This is a genomic window from Rhodococcus sp. NFXS4 (genome assembly GCF_058139645.1).
On record NZ_CP192221.1, the window covers coordinates 1943967 to 1961189 of the forward strand.

Here is a 17223-nt window from a genome sequence, read left to right on the forward strand (position 1 = left end):
CGGATCCTTACGTGGAGTGCGAGTGGGTGAGCCAGTCGAAGGCGGTGTCCCGAGCGGCCTTGTATTCGAGTCCGATGACACCGCGGTAGCCGTTCTCGGCGAGGCGCGCGAGGTGCGCGTCCAGATCGAGGGCGCCGCTGCCGGGTGAACCGCGACCGGGCGAGTCAGCAATTTGGACGTGTCCGATCAGGGCGGCCCGGGTGTCGATGACCGCGGCGACGTCGTCACCGTTGACGTCGAGGTGGTACAGGTCGGCGAGCAGTCGGAGCGAGTCGACGCCGCGGGCGGCGACCCGGTCGATCACGGCGACCGCGTCCGCGGCCGTCGTCAGCGGGTAGGCGGGAGCTCCGCTCACCGGCTCGATCAGGACGACTCCACCGAGTCGGGCGACGGCGGTGCCGGCGGCCACCAGGTTGTCGGTGGCGACGCGGTCCTGTTCGACGGGATCGACCCCCTCGAGCCGATTGCCATAGAGCGCGTTGAACGCTCGGGTACCGAGTCGCTCACCGATTCCGACCGTGACGTCGATGTTGTCGCGGAACGCCGCGATCTGTGCCGGGTCTGACAGGATTCCCCGATCGCCGGCCGGCATGTCGCCCGCGGCGAAGTTCAGCCCGGTCAGTCGGACCCCGGCATCCTCGACCGCGGTGACGAAGGCGTCCACCTCGCGGTCGGCGGGCACGGGAGAGGCGAAGGGCCACCAGAACTCGACGGCGTCGAAGCCGAGATCCCGAGCGAGCCGAGGGCGCTCGAGGAGGGGCACCTCGGTCAACAGGATCGAGCAGTTGACCGCGTACGTCCACGTCTCGCGGCCGCTCACGAGACGTCGCCGGACGACGGGGCGGTGAGCCCGCGGTACCGCCGCCAGCTGCCGGCGGCGGTGATGTCCGTCAGGCCCGTGTGGTCGTCGAGCAGTATGCCGGGCCGAAGACCCACGGCGAGAACGGAATCTCCGTTCTCGAGCTGCACGACCGTCAGTTCGAGCTCGGGGGGCTCGTCGGGCAGGAACCGAGCGCGGATGTCATTCATCGGGACGTCGTACAGCTCACCCTCGATGGCGGCGCCGCCGTCCGGGGCGAGAACCAGGGCCGGGAACTCGTCCCGTACCGAGTAGAAGCGGTAGTCGGGTGTGGTGCGCACGGTGCCGAGGAAGGTGTGGGCGGCGACGTTGTGGTGCAGAACGCCACCACGCATAGCGTCGCCGTTGCAGAAGAGTCGAGCCATCGAATGGACCTCCAGAATCCGTAATGTGGAATAAGTATTCCGCGGATGCGTCGAGTGTCACGGGTCACAGTAGGGATGTCAACCCCCTCGGCCGTGCCGTGCGAGGCGCTGCAGATCGAGGGTTGACAGCGCGTGTGACCGCTGTCACTCTTCGTTCTATGGAATTGCTGTTTCGCGATACGGAATCCAAGAGCCGCGCGAATGACGGCGGAGAAGAGCACCTCCGTCACTGCCTCGACATCCCCCGGTGGGGCCGGGCGCTGCTCGCGCTGACGCCCTTCGCGGACGAGAGATCGCTGCACACCGCGGTGATGTCGGTGGCCGCCCCGTTCACGCCCGCCGAGATCGACGGTGCGGTCCGGCACCATCCGCGCATCGGGGACCGGCCCGTCGGTGACGACGCCGGCGCCGCGTTCGCACGCTCGGAGCAGTCCGGCGTGGACAGCTCCGATGCGCGGGTCGTCGCTCGGCTCGCCGCCGGCAACGAGGAGTACGAATCGCGATTCGGTCGGGTGTTCCTCGTCAGAGCGGCCGGCCGGAGTGCCTCCGACGTGCTCGCCGAGCTCGATCGGCGACTGGGTCACGACGAGTCGACCGAACTCTGCGAAATCGAGGACGCTCTGCGTCAGATCGCCGCTGTGCGGCTCCTGGGACCGGGTGTCCTGTGACCGAGCCCGCTCACGTCACGACGCACGTACTCGATGCAGCCGATGGGGTTCCCGCACAGGGCGTGTCGGTCGTACTGGTGCGTGAACGCGACGGCGTGACCCTGGCCTCGCGCGTGACGGACGCGCAGGGGCGCATCACCGATCTCGGTCCCGCCCGCCTCGAACCGGGCGTCTACCGGCTGACCTTCGACACCGCGTCCTACTTCGCGCGCGGGGGCCGTCCGACCTTCTATCCACGGATCGACATCGCCGTCGACATCCGTTCCGCCGACGAGCACTACCACGTACCGATTCTTCTCAGCCCGTTCGCGTACACGACCTATCGAGGGAGCTAGACATGAGCACGATCGTTCTCGGAGCCAACCAGTACGGCAAGGCCGAATGCCGCCTCGTGCGCATCGACAGGGAGACCCCGCGCCACCGCATCACCGACATCTCGGTCACGTCGCAGTTGCGAGGAGATCTGTCCGCGGCGCACACCGACGGCGACAACGGTCATGTCGTCGCGACCGACACACAGAAGAACACCGTGTACGCGTTCGCACGCCACGGGATCGGTGCCATCGAGGAGTTCGCGCTGCGTCTCGGGCGGCACTTCACCACCGATTTCGACTGGATCACCGGCGGCCGCTGGGAGATAGAGCAGTACTCGTGGGACCGCATCCCGACGGGACCGGAAGGGCACGATCACTCCTTCGTCCGTGCCGGCGACGAGAAGCGCACCACCATCGTGACCGTGGACGGCGACGACACCTGGATCGTCTCGGGCCTCAGCGATCTGGTGGTGCTCAAGTCGACGGGCTCGGAGTTCTGGGGCTTCCCCACCGACAGATACACCACTCTGCAGGAGACGACGGATCGCATCCTCGCCACCTCGGTGAGTGCACGGTGGCGGTACCTCACCACCGAGCTCGATTTCGACAAGACGTTCACCGACGTCCGCTCCATCATGCTCGAGACCTTCGCGACGGTGCATTCACTGGGGTTGCAGCAGAGCCTGTTCCAGATGGGGACGAAAGTTCTGGAGGCGCATCCCGAGATCGGTGAGATCAGATTCTCGATGCCCAACAAACACCACTTCCTCGTCGACCTGGAACCGTTCGGGCTCGACAACCCCGGCGAGGTGTTCTACGCCGCGGACCGGCCCTACGGGCTCATCGAGGCCACCGTCGAACGTGACGACGCCCCCGACGCCGGCCGGGCGTGGGACACCGTTCCCGGATTCTGCTAGGAGACGGCGATGACACGCGCAGCGCACGATCCCGCCCGCCCGGAGGACGAGCGGCTGAGTCTCGGCAAGACCTACGTCTACGGCCTGCAACACATCCTGACGATGTACGGCGGGGTCATCGCGCCTCCGCTCATCGTCGGCGGCGCCGCCGGTCTGTCCGGTACCGACATCGCGATCCTGGTGTCGGCGGCCCTGTTCGTCAGCGGCGCGGCGACTCTTTTGCAGACACTCGGGTTGCCGTTCGTGGGCGCCAAGCTACCTCTGGTGCAGGGCATCTCGTTCGCCTCCGTGTCCACGATGGTGGCCGTCGCGAGTGGGCCCGGTGGGCTGAACGCGGTGTTCGGCGCCATCATCGCCGCCGGTGCCATCGGCATCCTCGTCACACCGTTCTTCAGCAGGATCGTCCGCTTCTTCCCACCGGTGGTCACCGGCACCATCATCACGGTCATCGGGATCTCGTTGCTGCCCGTGGCCTGTCGGTGGGCCATGGGTGGGACGGAGTCCGCGCCGGACTGGGGGTCGACCTCGAACATCGGGTTGGCCGGTGTCAGTCTCCTCGTCGTCCTCGTCGTCAGCCGGTTCGCGCAGGGCACAGTGTCGCGCCTGTCCATCCTGATCGGCATCGTCGTCGGCACGATCGTCGCGTCGCTCGTCGGCGAGGCCGACTTCGGTGACGTGGGCACGGGCGCGATCTTCAGTGTCCCGGAGCCGTTCGCCTTCGGGACGCCCGTCTTCCAGATCGGGGCGATCATCTCGATGGTCGTGGTCATCCTGGTGATCATGACCGAGACGACGGCCGACATCCTCGCGGTGGGCGAGATCGTCGGCACCGACGTCGATTCCCGCCGCGTCGGGGACGGTCTCCGGGCCGACATGCTCGCCACCACCGTTGCCCCGATCTTCGGAACGTTCCCCGCGAGTGCCTTCGCACAGAACGTCGGCCTCGTGGCGGTGACGGGCATCAAGAGCAGGTTCGTGGTCGCCGCCGGTGGATCGGTCCTGCTGGTGCTCGGGTTGTTTCCCGTCCTCGGACGTCTCGTCGCCGCGGTACCACTGCCCGTGCTGGGCGGCGCCGGCATCGTGTTGTTCGGTTCGGTGGCGGCGAGCGGCATTCGCACCCTGTCGAAGGTCGACTTCGACGGCAACCTGAATCTCGTGATCGTGGCCGTGGCCATCGGATTCGGCGTGCTTCCCATCGCCGTGCCCGGATTCTGGTCGGCGTTCCCGGAGTGGGTGCACGTGGTGTTCGACTCGGGAATCAGCGCGGCGAGCATCGTCGCGGTGATCCTCAACATCTTCTTCAACGAGATCACTGCCGGTCGACGGTCGTCGCCGTCGGTGGTCGCAGCGGCACCACCCATCGTGGTCGAGCGAAGGGAATGAGCCGTTTCTTCCGCCTGGTGGAATAGGCTCGGCGGCATGGAGTCCAGTGGCGGCGTGCAGTCGGTCGAGCGCGCGTTCGACCTTCTCGAGATCATGGCCGGTGCGGGCGGGTCGGTCGGTGTCAGCGAGCTGGCCGAGGCGGCCGAGCTGCCGATGCCGACCATCCATCGTCTGCTCAAGACCCTGGTGGCGCTGGGATACGCACGCCGACTCCCGTCGCGCCGGTACGCCCTGGGGACACGGCTCATCGCCCTCGGTGAGCGATCCGCCAAGCTCATCGGCTCGTGGGCTCGTCCCTATCTGGCGGAGCTCGTGTCGATCACGCACGAGACGTCCAACATGGCGTTCCTCGAGGACGACATGGCCGTGTACGTCGCGCAGGTGCCGTCCGAGCATGCGATGCGCATGTTCAACGAGGTGGGTCAGCGCGTGTTCCCGCACAGCACCGGGGTGGGAAAGGCGTTGCTCGCGCAGCTGCCCGACGAGGAGGTGCTCGCACTGCTCGCCCGGACGGGGATGGCGCCGAAGACGGTGAACACCCACACCACACCCGCGGCGCTCCTCGCAGATCTCGCCGTGATCCGCGAGCGCGGCTACTCCGTGGACGAGGGGGAGCAGGAGGTGGGGGTGCGGTGCTTCGCGGTTCCGGTGATCGGCGCCCCGACACTCACCGCGATCTCGATCGCGGGCCCGTCCGCCCGCGTCACCCCCGACACCGCGAACGACTATGTGCCACTGCTCGTCTCGGCCGCCGAACGACTGGCGAAGGACCTGGCCGCGGACGGTCTCGGTCGCCGCTGACTAGACTCGGTCCATGGCTGAACTGTGGGTCGATCGCACCGGGACACGTCGTTACACCGGCAAGAGTTCGCGCGGTGCCGAAGTGCTCATCGGGTCCGAGGACGTCGAGGGTGTCTTCACTCCCGGTGAGCTGCTCAAGATCGCTCTCGCGGCGTGCACGGGCATGAGCTCCGACCGTCCCCTCGCCCGCCGGCTCGGTGACGACTACGACGCGACCGTCCGGGTGTCGGGCGTCGCCGATCGTGACGAGGAGCGCTACCCGCGGCTCGAGGAGGTGCTGACGGTCGACCTCAGCGCCCTCGATCCGGAGGCCAGGGAACGGTTGCTCACCGTCGTCACCAAGGCCGTCGACAAGGTGTGCACGGTGGGGCGCACGTTGAAGGCGGGCACCGAGGTGGACCTCCGTATCGAGGTCGAGGAGTGACGGCAGTCGACCTCGAACGGCTGAGCGCGTGGGTCCACGGCAGTGTCCAGGGCGTCGGTTTCCGCTGGTGGACGCGGTCGCGCGCGTTGGAACTCGGGCTCGTCGGATCAGCGACCAACACGTCCGACGGCCGGGTGCACGTGGTCGCCGAGGGAGATCGAGCTGATCTCGAGGCGCTGCTCGCCGCTCTGCGATCGGGTGACACCCCGGGCTCGGTGACCACCGTGGTGGACAACTGGGAATCCGCTCGCGGCGGACTCGACGGGTTCGTCGAACGCTGAGAGAGCAGGGCTGGGTAGTCTGAACCGCCATGCACCTCAAGAGTCTGACGCTGAAGGGCTTCAAGTCCTTCGCCTCGGCGACGACTCTGCGTTTCGAGCCCGGCATCACCTGCGTCGTGGGGCCCAACGGATCGGGCAAGTCGAATGTCGTCGACGCCCTGACCTGGGTCATGGGGGAGCAGGGCGCGAAGGCGCTGCGCGGCGGCAAGATGGAGGACGTCATCTTCGCCGGCACGTCCGGCCGCGCCCCGCTGGGCCGGGCCGAGGTGACGCTGACCATCGACAACAGCGACGGCGCGCTGCCGATCGACTACTCCGAGGTCTCGATCACCCGCCGCATGTTCCGCGACGGTGCCGGCGAGTACGAGATCAACGGCAGCTCGTGCCGACTGATGGACGTCCAGGAACTGCTCAGCGACTCGGGTATCGGCCGTGAGATGCACGTCATCGTCGGTCAGGGTCGACTCGCCGCCATTCTCGAGTCGCGGCCGGAGGACCGTCGCGCCTTCATCGAGGAGGCCGCCGGCGTCCTCAAGCACCGCAAGCGCAAAGAGAAGGCCGTCCGCAAGCTCGACTCCATGCAGGCCAACCTCGCGCGTCTGACGGACCTCACCACCGAACTGCGTCGGCAGCTCAAGCCCCTGGGCCGACAGGCCGAGGTGGCCCGGCGCGCGCAGACCGTGCAGGCGGACCTCCGCGACGCGCGCCTGCGCATCGCCGCCGACGATCTGGTGACACGCCGGACCGAACTGGCGGAACAGTCGCACGACGAGACGAAGGCTCGCGAGGAGTACGCCGCTGTCCAGGACGCGTTGGCCGAGGGCGAGGCGGTGCTGGCCGAGGGCGAGCAGGACCTCGCGCGACTCACCCCGAGCGCGGAGGCGGCGGCGCAGACGTGGTTCCAGCTGTCCGCTCTCGCCGAGCGTGTCGGCGCCACCGTGCGCATCGCGACCGAGCGGGCACGTCACCTCGGTGACGAGCCGGAGGACCGCCGCGGTCCCGACCCGGACGAGCTCGAGCAGCGTGCGGACCGGGTCGCCGAGGAGGAGCTGCAGCTGACCGAGGCGGTGGAGTTCGCGCGCGCCACCCTCGATGCCGCGAGGGAGCAGCTCGCGGAACGGGAAGCGGCCGCGGCGGACGCGGAGCGCGCCCACGCCGCTGCCGTGCGCGCCGTCGCCGACCGCAGGGAGGGCCTCGCGCGGCTCTCCGGTCAGGTGGACGGGCTGCGCGCTCGGGCCGAGTCGTACGACACGGAGGTGGCCCGTCTCGCGACCGCGATCGAGGACGCGAGGCACCGCGGCGACGCCGCACAGGCCGAGTTCGACATCGTCCAGGAGAAGGTCGGCGAACTCGACGCCGGTGAGGCGGGACTGGACTCGCAGCACGAGAATGCTGTCGAGGCACTGGCCATCGCCGACGCCCGCGTCGCGGAACTGCAGACGGGAGAACGGGAGTCGAGCCAGCGAGTGGCATCGCTGCGCGCCCGGATCGACGCTCTCACGATGAACCTGGAACGCGGCGACGGCGGTGCGTGGCTGGGGGAGAAGCAACAGCACGGCGTCGTCGGCAGGTTGGGCGATCACCTCACCGTGCGGCCGGGGTACGAGGTGGCTGTGGCCGTGGCGCTGGGAGCCGCGGCCGACGCCGTGGTGGTCTCGTCGGTCGAGAACGCCCGCGAGGCGGTGTCGGCGCTCAAGAGCGAGGACGCCGGCCGCGCGGCGATCGTCTACCCCACGTGCGCGGCGTCCGAGGAGCGGACGATCGGCTCCGGCACCTCGATCCTGTCGGTGATCGAGGCGTCCGAGTCGGCGCGCGGCGCGCTCGCCTCGTTGTTGGCGGGCACCAGCGTCGTCGACACGCTGGAGGAGGCCACCGCCCTGGTCGAGGACAGCGCCGACGTGCGCGTCGTGACACGCGGCGGCGACCTGGTGGGGCGCGGGTGGATCACCGGTGGGTCGGACCGCCGACCCAGCACGCTCGAGGTGCAGGCGGCCATCGACGAGTCGGTGACCGAACTGGCGACGACGGAGCGTCGGACCGAGGAACTCGCCGCGGCGCTGTCCGGGGCGCTCGCCGAACAGGCGGACCGCCGGGAGGCCGCCGATCAGGCGTTGGCCGCGCTCACGGAGTCCGACGCCGCGATGTCCGCGGTGTACGAGCAACTCGGCCGACTGGGCCAGGTCGCCCGTGTCGCGCATGCCGAGTCGACCCGGCTGCAGTCCCAGCGCGAACGGGCCGAGCATCAGCGGGACGAGGCGGTGACCGCGCTCGCCGAACTGGAGGAGCGCGTACGCCGGGCCGAGGACGACCAGGGCGGCGACGCCGACGGGGACGGTGAGGCGGAGGAGTGGGCGCGGGCCCGCGAGGACGCTGCCGCAGCGGTCACCGAGGTGCGCTCCGTGGAGGTCGAGGCCAGATTGTCCCTACGCACCGCCGAGGAGCGCGCCGACTCGGTCCGCGGCAAGGCCGACCAGCTCCGTCGGCAGGCACGGATGGAACGAGAAGGCCGTGCGCGGGCCGAGCGGGCACGGGCACGCCGCGTGCAGTCCGCTGCGGTGGCCGCCGCGGTCGCCGAGGCCGGGACTCGTGTCGCCGGACGGCTGGAGCGCGTCGTGGCGGACGCTGCCGTGCGCCGCGACGAACTGGCTCGCCGTCGTTCCGACCGAGCTGCCGAGCTGGACCGGACGCGGGAACAGGTTCGCGCCCTCGCCGCGCGCGCCACGCAGTTGACCGACGCGGTGCACCGCGACGAGGTGGCCAAGGCGCAGGCGGTGCTCCGCATCGAGCAGCTCGAACAGAACGTGGTGGAGCAGTTCTCCATCGCGCCCGACGACCTGATCGCCGAGTACGGACCCGACGTCACGCTGCCGCCGACCGACCTCGAGATGGCGGAGTACGAGCAGGCCAAGGAACGCGGCGAGCAGGTGGTGGCCCCGGCCCCGATGCCGTTCGACCGCGCGGAGCAGGAGCGCCGGGTCAAGCGTGCGGAGAAGGACCTCGCGACGCTGGGCAAGGTCAACCCGCTGGCGCTCGAGGAGTTCGCCGCCCTGGAGGAGCGCTACAACTTCCTGTCCACCCAGCTCGAGGACGTGAAGTCGGCGCGCAAGGATCTGTTGGGCGTGGTCGCGGACGTCGACGCCCGCATCCTGCAGGTGTTCACCGAGGCCTACGCCGACGTCGAGCGCGAGTTCGTCGGCGTCTTCGCCAAGCTCTTCCCGGGCGGTGAGGGCCGACTGGTACTGACCGACCCCTCGGACATGCTCACCACCGGCATCGAGGTCGAGGCCCGTCCGCCGGGCAAGAAGGTCAAGAGGCTGTCGCTGCTGTCCGGCGGCGAGAAGTCGCTCACCGCGGTCGCGATGCTCGTCGCCATCTTCCGGGCCCGGCCGTCCCCGTTCTACGTCATGGACGAGGTCGAGGCGGCGCTGGACGACACGAACCTCCGTCGCCTCATCGGCCTGTTCGAGCAGCTGCGGGAGAAGTCGCAGCTCATCGTCATCACGCACCAGAAACCCACCATGGAGGTGGCCGACGCGCTTTACGGCGTGAGCATGCGCGGCGACGGCATCACGACGGTGATCTCGCAGCGGTTGCCCAAGCGTGCCGTCCTCGAGCCCGCGGGGGAGGTGGCGACTCCCGAGCCACCGTCCTGACAGGATGGTCGACGTGACTACCGAACTGTGGATCGTCGTGGCGGCCGTCCTCGCACTGCTCGTCGTCGTTCTCGTCGTCGGGTTGGTGTTGCAGCGTCGTCGCCGCATCTCCCTGGCCCGTCCGGACACCACCGAGCAGGTCCGCGAGGTCGACCGATCGGGTGGCTACAAGGCCGGGACCGGATTCGACTTCTCGCAGGGCACGGCGGCTCCGCCCGAGCCGGCGCCCCGGAAGCCGATCCCCGAACCCACCCTCGAGCGCACCGACACCGACGATCAGCCGCGGGTCGGTGACGACGCGTCGGTTCCTCGCGACGCACCCAAGCGGGGCATCACCGACATCTCGCTGCCCGACCCGGTGCTCGACGAGCCCGCTCCGGCCACGGAGGCACCGACTGTCGAGACCCCGCCCGTGGTCGTCCCTCCGGTGGAGGAGGAGACGCCGGCAGAACCGGCGAGCTCCGCTCCGGTGCTCGACGAGATCGAGCCGACGTCGGGCCGCCTGACCAAGCTGCGCGGTCGACTGTCGCGATCGCAGAACGCCGTGGGCCGGTCGTTGCTCGGACTGCTCGGTGGCGGCGACCTCGACGAGGACTCGTGGGAGGAGGTCGAGGACACCCTCCTCGTCGCCGACCTGGGGAGTGCGGCGACCGCCGAGATCGTCGCGACGCTGCGTGAACAGATGGCCGTGCGCAACGTGCGGACGGAGCCCGAGGCCCGCGCCCTGCTGCGCGAGGTGCTGATCGAGCAGCTCACCCCGTCGTTCGACCGCTCGATCCGTGCGCTGCCGCACGGTGACCGGCCGTCGGTCCTGCTCGTCGTCGGCGTCAACGGCACCGGCAAGACCACGACGACCGGCAAGCTCGCCCGCGTCCTGGTGGCGGACGGTCGTCGGGTCGTGCTGGGCGCGGCCGACACCTTCCGCGCCGCGGCGGCCGACCAGCTGCAGACGTGGGCCGAGCGCGTGGGTGCCGAGGTGGTGCGCGGCAAGGAGGGCGCGGATCCGGCCGCCGTCGCGTTCGACGCCGTGACGCGCGGGATCGCCGACGGAGTCGACGCCGTGCTCATCGACACGGCGGGCCGACTGCACACCAAGACCGGACTGATGGACGAGCTGGGCAAGGTCAAGCGCGTCATCGAGAAGAAGGCGCCCGTCGACGACGTCCTGCTCGTGCTCGACGCGACCATCGGTCAGAACGGTCTCGCGCAGGCCCGGGTCTTCGCTCAGGTCGTCGACATCACCGGCGTCGTGCTGACCAAGCTGGACGGCACCGCCAAGGGCGGCATCGTGTTCCAGGTGCAGCGTGAACTCGGTGTCCCGGTGAAGCTCGTGGGCCTCGGTGAGGGCGCCGACGACCTCGCTCCGTTCGAGCCCGGCGCGTTCGTCGACGCTCTTCTGGGCTGACCGCGAGCCCCGCTCGGGCCGCCGAGAATTCGACTCTCATCGAGTCCTCGGCGGCCGAATCGGGTGAAAAGACCGAGACGCAACACGGTCGCAACATGATTCGGCTGTGCGTTCACACCGACGAAACACCGCAGTGTCGTCGCCGAAACGTCGAGTGAGCACCCTTCTCCTCAGGTCGTCAGCCGCCATCGGCTGGGGCGAGGAAGAAGGAGGAGGCTCAAGGTGGATTTTCCCACTATCGGTGCGCCCGACACCGGTGACACCGCATGGATGCTGACAAGCGCGGCATTCGTGTTGCTCATGGTTCCGGGTCTTGCGTTCTTCTACGGCGGCATGGTCCGCGCGAAGAGCGTGCTGAACATGATCATGATGAGCATCAGCGCGATGGGCGTCGTCGGCGTTCTCTGGGTGCTGTATGGCTACTCGGTCACCTTCGGCGAGGACAAGGGCAACCTGATCGGTGACCCGTTCCAGTACTTCGGGCTCAAGGGCCTGATCGGCGGAACGTACCTCGCCTCCGAGGACGAGGCCGGTGTGCTCACCGATGCCGCGATCCCGCTCGTCGGCACCATCCCCGCGACCGTGTTCGTCTCCTTCCAGGCCATGTTCGCGATCCTGACGGTCGCGCTCATCTCCGGCGCGGTCGCCGACCGCATGCGCTTCGGACCGTGGCTGCTGTTCGCCGGACTGTGGGCGACCCTCGTCTACTTCCCGGTCGCGCACTGGGTCTTCTCCTTCGACGAGGTCACCACCACGACCGGTGGCTGGATCGCCAACAAGCTCGCGGCGGTCGACTTCGCCGGCGGTACCGCCGTCCACATCAACGCGGGTGCCGCGGGTCTGGTGCTCGCCGTCATCCTGGGCAAGCGCAAGGGATGGCCGGGTACTCCGTTCCGCCCCCACAACCTGCCGTTCGTCATGCTGGGTGCCGGCCTCCTCTGGTTCGGTTGGTTCGGCTTCAACGCCGGTTCCGCCGTCGGCTCCAACGGCATCGCCGGTGCCACCTTCGTCACCACCATCGCGGCCACGGCCGCAGCCATGCTGGCCTGGCTCCTCACGGAGCGCATCCGTGACGGGCACGCGACGAGTCTCGGTGGTGCGTCGGGCATCGTCGCCGGACTCGTGGCCATCACCCCGGCCTGCTCCTCGGTCAACATCCTCGGTGCACTCGTCATCGGCGTCGTCGCCGGTGTGCTCTGCGCACTGGCCGTCGGCCTGAAGTTCAAGTTCGGTTTCGACGACTCGCTCGACGTCGTCGGCGTCCACCTCGTCGGCGGTCTGGTGGGCACGCTGCTCGTCGGACTGGTCGCCACCTCCGAGGCGCCGGCCGGTGTCGAGGGGCTGTTCTACGGCGGCGGATTCGACCAGCTGTGGCGTCAGGCAGTCGGTGCCGGTGCGGTGCTGCTCTACTCTCTGGTGGGTACGACCATCGTCGCGCTCATCGTCAAGTACACCGTGGGCCTCCGGATCGACGACGATGGTGAATCCATGGGAGCCGACGAATCGGAACATGCCGAGACCGCCTACGACTTTGCGGCACTCGGTGGGTCAACACTGGGACGCGTTCCCAGCAAGGAGGCGTGAGACATGAAGTTGATCACTGCAATCGTCAAGCCGTTCACTCTCGAGGACGTCAAGACGGCTCTCGAGCAGGCAGGCGTTCTCGGTATGACCGTGAGCGAGGTACAGGGGTACGGCCGACAGAAGGGCCACACCGAGGTCTACCGCGGTGCCGAGTACTCCGTGGACTTCGTTCCCAAGGTGCGCGTCGAGGTCGTCGTGGACGATGCGGCCGTGGACAAGGTCGTCGAGGTGATCGTCGAGGCAGCCCGTACCGGCAAGATCGGTGACGGCAAGGTCTGGGTCTCGCCCGTGGAGGCCGTCGTGCGCGTGCGCACAGGCGAGCGTGGCTCCGACGCTCTGTAGTTCCCGTCAGTCCGGCCGCGGGTCCGCCTCGTTCGACGGGGCGGATCCGCGGCCGATCTGTTTCTCGGCGACACGACACCAGAAGGAGTGAGCCCCGTGGGAGGTTCCGAAGCAGCGGCGGATCTCGTCCGAGCGCGCGAGCAACTGCTCGCGGGCCAGGGCCGGAATCGACGACTGGACGCGACGGCGCTGCGCCAGGCGCTCGTCGATCTGCACGAGTTCTGGCTGACCACCAAGGGTTCCGAGGTGGGTATCAAGCCGGACAGCGGATTCGCCATCGTCGCCGTCGGCGGGTTGGGTCGCCGCGAGATGCTGCCGTACTCGGACCTGGACCTGGTGCTGTTGCACGACGATCTCGATCCCGCGCTCGTCAGCGGTGTGGCCGACCAACTCTGGTACCCGCTGTGGGACGCGCACATCAAGCTCGATCACAGTGTCCGCACGGTTCCGCAGGCTCTGGACGTCGCCGCCCACGACATGACCGCGGCCCTCGGTCTGCTCGACGCCCGACACATCGTGGGCGACGCCGAACTCAGTTCGATGTTGATCGACGGGATCCGGCGTCAGTGGCGCATCGGGATCCGCGATCGGTTCGACGAGTTGCACGCGCTGACCCGCACTCGCTGGGGGCGTAGCGGCGAGATCGCCCACCGGGCCGAGCCCGATCTCAAGAGTGGACGCGGCGGACTGCGCGACGTGCAGCTGCTCGACGCGCTCTCCATCGCGCAGCTCACCGACGCGATGCCGGGCCTCGGGCCCGAATCACCGGGCGGTGGACTGGATTTCGCTCACCGACGGATCCTCGACGTCCGTACCGAGCTGCACCGGGTGGCGGGCCGTGCCCGTGATCAGCTGCGAGCGCAGGACGCGGACGAGATCGCCGCCGCGCTCCGAATCGGCGATCGGTTCGATCTCGCACGCGTACTCAGTGATTCGGCGCGCACCATCGTCTACTCGACGGACGTGGGCCTGCGTACCGCCGGGAATGCCATACCGCGACGCGGACTCTCGCGTCTCCGCCGGGTACCTGTGCGTCGGCCCCTGGACGAGGGGGTCGTCGAGCACGCCGGCGAGGTGGTGTTGGCGCGGGACGCCCGCCCCAACAAGGATCCGGGACTGATCATGCGTGTCGCGGCGGCCTCCGCGGTGACCGGGATGCCGATGTCCGCGTCGACCCTGGGTCGGCTGTCCGACAGTGCACCGGAACTGCGCGAGCCGTGGCCGAAGGAGGCACTGAACGACCTGCTGGTGGTCCTCGGCTCCGGCCGCCGCGCCATCGACGCGATCGAGGCTCTGGACCGGACGGGCCTGTGGGGGCGTCTGCTTCCCGAGTGGGGGGCGGTGCGCGACCTCCCGCCGCGCGACGCCGTGCACACCTGGACGGTGGATCGCCATCTCGTCGAGACCGCCGCTCACGCGAGTGGTTTCACCACCCGGGTCGCGAGGCCGGACCTGCTGGTCCTCGGGGCGTTGCTGCACGACATCGGCAAGGGCCGCGGGGGAGACCACAGCATCGTCGGCGCGGATCTGGCCACGCAGGTGGGCAAGCGGCTCGGTCTGTGGCCGTCGGACGTCCGGCTGCTCGAGGCGATGGTGCGCCACCATCTGCTCCTGCCGGACACCGCGACCCGACGCGACCTGGACGATCCCGCGACGGTGCAGCGGGTGGTCGACGCGCTGGACGGCGATCCGATCCTGCTCGAACTCCTGCACGCGCTGGCCGAGGCGGACTCGCTCGCGACGGGACCCGGTGTCTGGGGGGACTGGAAGTCCTCGCTCATCGGTGAGCTCGTGCGGCGCTGCCGCATGATCATGGCCGGTGAATCACTGCCGACGCCCGATCCGATCGACGCGGCGCTCGCGGCCCGCGCCGCCGAGGGCGGAGTCGACGTCGATCTGCAGCCGTCGGACAGTCCGCACACGTTCGAGGTGACGGTGACCGCGCCGGACAGGCTCGGCCTGCTGTCCAACGCGTCGGGCGTGCTCGCTCTGGCCGCGCTGCGGGTGCTGTCCGCGTCCGTGGTCAGCGCGAACGGGTTCGCGATCAACCGCTTCGTCGTCACGCCCACCTTCGGGGCGCCGCCCCAGCCCGGCCTGCTGCGCCAGGAGCTCATCCGGGCACTCGACGGGGACCTCGACCTGCTCGCGCAACTCGACCTCAAGGAGGCCGGGGCACGGATCGCCGCGTCGGACGGCGATCTCGGAGCGCTCGACTCGTCGGAGGTGCTGCTGTACGCGCAGGCGCCGCCGCGGGTGCTGTGGTTCGACGGTCCGGACGGTGACTCCGTGATCGTGGAGGTCCGCGCCGAGGATCGGCTCGGGCTGCTGTGCCGGCTCTCGTCCGTCTTCGAGAAGCACGGTGCCGACGTGCGCTGGGCCAAGGTCACCACCCGCGGATCCTCGGTGGTGGACGCGTTCTGCGTCGACACCAGCGGGGCGTCGGAGGGCGGCGCCGGATCGCGGGCACAGCGCGAGGAGCTCGAACGCGCGCTGCTGGCCGTCGTCCCCGCCCTGCGTCCGAAGGAGCCCGAGTCGGACGACTGAGGTACGCGTCGGGCCGGGCCACCGCCGGGTCGATCGACCGTTAGTCTGGTCGACGGAGTCTTCACTTCTCTCGCGATGTTCAGGAGTATCGGTGTTCGAATCACTGTCCGACAGATTGACCGGAAGCCTCAAGGATCTGAGAGGCAAGGGTCGGCTCTCGGGCGCCGACATCGATGCGGTGTGCCGCGAGATCCGCCTGGCACTGCTCGACGCCGACGTCGCGCTGCCGGTCGTGCGCGCTTTCATCACTCGGATCAAGGAGCGCGCGAAGGGCGCCGAGGTCTCCGCTGCTCTCAACCCCGCGCAGCAGGTCGTCAAGATCGTCAACGACGAGCTCGTCGGCATCCTCGGTGGCGAGACCCGGCGGGTGGAGTTCGCGAAGAACCCGCCGACCGTCATCATGCTGGCCGGTCTGCAGGGCTCCGGTAAGACGACACTCGCCGGCAAGCTCGCCAAGTGGCTCAAGGACCAGAACCACACCCCGCTCCTCGTGGCCTGCGACCTCCAGCGCCCCGGTGCGGTGAGTCAGCTCCAGATCGTCGGCGAGCGTGCGGGCGCCGCCGTCTTCGCGCCGCATCCGGGCACGTCGATCGGCGGCGGCGAGAATGCCCTCGGCGTGACCGCGGCCGATCCGGTGGAGGTCGCTCGCGCCGGTGTCGCGGAGGCCAGGGCCAAGCAGTACGACGTCGTCATCGTCGACACCGCGGGCCGTCTCGGTATCGACACCGAGCTCATGGGCCAGGCCGCCGGTATCCGCGACGCGACGAACCCCGACGAGATCCTGTTCGTGCTCGACGCGATGATCGGCCAGGACGCCGTCAGCACGGCGCAGGCCTTCCAGGACGGTGTCGGCTTCACCGGCGTCGTGCTGACCAAGCTCGACGGTGACGCCCGCGGTGGAGCCGCGCTGAGCGTCCGCGAGGTCACCGGTCGACCGATCATGTTCGCGTCGACGGGCGAGAAGCTCGAGGACTTCGAGATCTTCCACCCGGATCGCATGGCGAGCCGCATCCTCGGCATGGGCGACCTGCTCAGCCTCATCGAGCAGGCCGAGACCGTCTTCGACGCGAAGCAGGCGGAGGACACCGCCGCGAAGATCGGGTCCGGCCAGTTGACGCTCGAGGACTTCCTCGAGCAGATGATGGCGATCCGCAAGATGGGACCGATCGGCAACCTGCTCGGCATGCTGCCCGGTGCCGGTCAGATGAAGGACGCCCTCGCGTCGGTGGACGACAAGCAGCTCGACCGCGTGCAGGCCATCATCCGCGGTATGACACCCGCCGAGCGGGCCGATCCGAAGATGATCAACGCCTCCCGTCGTCTGCGCATCGCCAACGGTTCCGGTGTGAAGGTCTCCGACGTCAACCAGCTCGTCGACCGCTTCTTCGAGGCCCGCAAGATGATGGCGTCGATGGCCGGCCGCATGGGCATGCCCGGCGCGCGCAAGCAGGTTCAGCGCAGCAACAAGAAGGGCAAGAAGGGGAAGAAGGGCGGTCGCGGACCCACACCGCCCAAGGGCGTGCGGGGAGGCTTCCCCGGTATGCCGGGCGGAATGCCCGCGGGGATGCCCGATCTGTCCTCGATGCCGAAGGGCCTCGACCAGCTTCCGCCGGGCCTCGAGGGCATCGACCTGTCGCAGCTGAAGCTCCCCAAGAAGTAGGGCGGAGCACGCGGTGCGCATCT

Annotated in this window: 15 protein-coding genes; 13 read left to right on the plus strand and 2 right to left on the minus strand. The window is 69.1% G+C overall.

The genetic code is table 11. From position 1 onward, the window contains the following. Positions 1-7: 7 nt before the first annotated feature. Both J4E04_RS09105 and J4E04_RS09110 read right to left on the minus strand, forming a co-directional pair. Positions 8-820 carry a hydroxypyruvate isomerase family protein gene (locus tag J4E04_RS09105; protein WP_490150381.1) on the minus strand — a complete coding sequence of 271 codons (813 nt, stop codon included), beginning with the start codon at positions 818-820 and terminating at the stop codon, positions 8-10. Then, entirely contained in the window at positions 817-1224 is a 408-nt protein-coding gene (locus tag J4E04_RS09110; RefSeq protein WP_222637729.1) for an allophanate hydrolase-related protein, read from the minus strand. The genes J4E04_RS09105 and J4E04_RS09110 overlap by 4 nt, the downstream gene beginning before the upstream one ends. A gap of 158 nt (positions 1225-1382) precedes the next feature. Between J4E04_RS09110 and uraD the strand changes: the two genes are divergently transcribed. The 13 genes from uraD (at position 1383) to ffh (ending at position 17200) form a co-directional block, all read left to right on the plus strand. Next, positions 1383-1892, plus strand: a complete 510-nt coding sequence (gene uraD / locus J4E04_RS09115; RefSeq protein WP_490150382.1) for a 2-oxo-4-hydroxy-4-carboxy-5-ureidoimidazoline decarboxylase — start codon at positions 1383-1385, stop codon at positions 1890-1892. Next, the gene (gene uraH / locus J4E04_RS09120; RefSeq protein WP_307092609.1) at positions 1889-2227 is read left to right on the plus strand and encodes a hydroxyisourate hydrolase; all 339 of its coding nucleotides are present in this window, start codon (positions 1889-1891) and stop codon (positions 2225-2227) included. Before uraD ends, uraH begins: the two co-directional genes overlap by 4 nt. A 2-nt stretch (positions 2228-2229) precedes the next feature. Continuing rightward, a complete protein-coding gene (gene pucL, locus J4E04_RS09125; protein WP_204867885.1) occupies positions 2230-3123 on the plus strand; it encodes a factor-independent urate hydroxylase in 894 nt (297 codons plus the stop codon). A 9-nt stretch (positions 3124-3132) separates the two neighbouring features. Beyond that, entirely contained in the window at positions 3133-4506 is a 1374-nt protein-coding gene (locus J4E04_RS09130) for a nucleobase:cation symporter-2 family protein (RefSeq protein ID WP_307108740.1), read from the plus strand. Between the two features lie 36 nt (positions 4507-4542). Beyond that, complete coding sequence (locus J4E04_RS09135) at positions 4543-5307, plus strand: IclR family transcriptional regulator (protein WP_027505003.1); 765 nt, start codon at positions 4543-4545, stop codon at positions 5305-5307. Between the two features lie 13 nt (positions 5308-5320). Continuing rightward, entirely contained in the window at positions 5321-5731 is a 411-nt protein-coding gene (locus J4E04_RS09140) for an OsmC family protein (RefSeq protein ID WP_027505004.1), read from the plus strand. Then, a complete protein-coding gene (locus tag J4E04_RS09145) occupies positions 5728-6012 on the plus strand; it encodes an acylphosphatase (RefSeq protein ID WP_027505005.1) in 285 nt (94 codons plus the stop codon). The genes J4E04_RS09140 and J4E04_RS09145 overlap by 4 nt, the downstream gene beginning before the upstream one ends. A gap of 29 nt (positions 6013-6041) precedes the next feature. Next, complete coding sequence (smc, locus tag J4E04_RS09150) at positions 6042-9665, plus strand: chromosome segregation protein SMC (RefSeq protein ID WP_490150383.1); 3624 nt, start codon at positions 6042-6044, stop codon at positions 9663-9665. Positions 9666-9669: 4 nt separating this feature from the next. Beyond that, on the plus strand, positions 9670-11070 hold the full coding sequence (gene ftsY, locus J4E04_RS09155; protein WP_222637724.1) for a signal recognition particle-docking protein FtsY: 1401 nt from the start codon (positions 9670-9672) through the stop codon (positions 11068-11070). Positions 11071-11292: 222 nt separating this feature from the next. Continuing rightward, positions 11293-12654 carry an ammonium transporter gene (locus J4E04_RS09160; RefSeq protein WP_027505008.1) on the plus strand — a complete coding sequence of 454 codons (1362 nt, stop codon included), beginning with the start codon at positions 11293-11295 and terminating at the stop codon, positions 12652-12654. A 3-nt stretch (positions 12655-12657) separates the two neighbouring features. After that, on the plus strand, positions 12658-12996 hold the full coding sequence (locus J4E04_RS09165; RefSeq protein ID WP_027505009.1) for a P-II family nitrogen regulator: 339 nt from the start codon (positions 12658-12660) through the stop codon (positions 12994-12996). A 57-nt stretch (positions 12997-13053) separates the two neighbouring features. Continuing rightward, positions 13054-15540 (plus strand): [protein-PII] uridylyltransferase, encoded by a 2487-nt coding sequence (locus J4E04_RS09170; protein ID WP_307097411.1) that lies wholly within the window; start codon positions 13054-13056, stop codon positions 15538-15540. A 91-nt stretch (positions 15541-15631) separates the two neighbouring features. Then, entirely contained in the window at positions 15632-17200 is a 1569-nt protein-coding gene (gene ffh / locus J4E04_RS09175) for a signal recognition particle protein (RefSeq protein WP_056445067.1), read from the plus strand. The last annotated feature ends 23 nt before the right edge of the window (positions 17201-17223 follow it).